The organism is Dysosmobacter sp. HCP28S3_G4 (assembly GCF_052065175.1).
GTDB lineage: Bacteria > Bacillota > Clostridia > Oscillospirales > Oscillospiraceae > Oscillibacter.
Genome location: NZ_JBQHUP010000119.1, coordinates 1 through 544, shown reverse-complemented (window position 1 = coordinate 544; position 544 = coordinate 1). Strand labels below are relative to the sequence as shown.

Annotated in this window: 1 tRNA gene and 1 rRNA gene; both read right to left on the bottom strand. The window is 50.0% G+C overall.

The features are described from left to right. Positions 1 to 231: 231 nt before the first annotated feature. Positions 232 to 307, bottom strand: a tRNA-Gly gene (locus tag ACTNBU_RS12720). Positions 308 to 433: 126 nt separating this feature from the next. Then, a 5S ribosomal RNA gene (gene rrf / locus ACTNBU_RS12715) occupies positions 434 to 544 on the bottom strand; the annotation flags it as partial.

Below are 544 nucleotides of genomic sequence, written 5' to 3'. Positions count from 1 at the left end.
ACTGTTATTTTGAAAACAAGGCGGCAGCAGCTTGCACCACTTCCACCTTGAATATATTTTGCTCTATTTGCACCGCATTTCGGTGTTTACACAGAATTTGGGACAGACCCCATTTCCTATTTTCGATTCTATTTTCCCGAATATGTGCTGAAAACCCGGTTGCCGCCTAATTGCGCAACCGGGTTTCTCGACAGCCTGTAGGACATCCAACTTGGATGTCCTGTTTTGCTTTGGAGCGGGCAACGAGGCTCGAACTCGCTACCTCCACCTTGGCAAGGTGGCGCTCTACCAGATGAGCTATGCCCGCACATTGGGACAGCAAGCGCATACCTCACCATCCCGGCTAAAATATATATACCAAGTAAACCACAAACGCGATTTCACTCAGCAGAACAGACAGAAGAACGACCCCGACTCCAAAGAGTTGGGGTCATGTTGGCGCTACCTATTTTACCGGGCCGTCACCAGCCAAGTATCGTCGGCAGAGATGAGCTTAACTACCGTGTTCGGAATGGGAACGGGTGGACCCTCATCCTAATCAGCA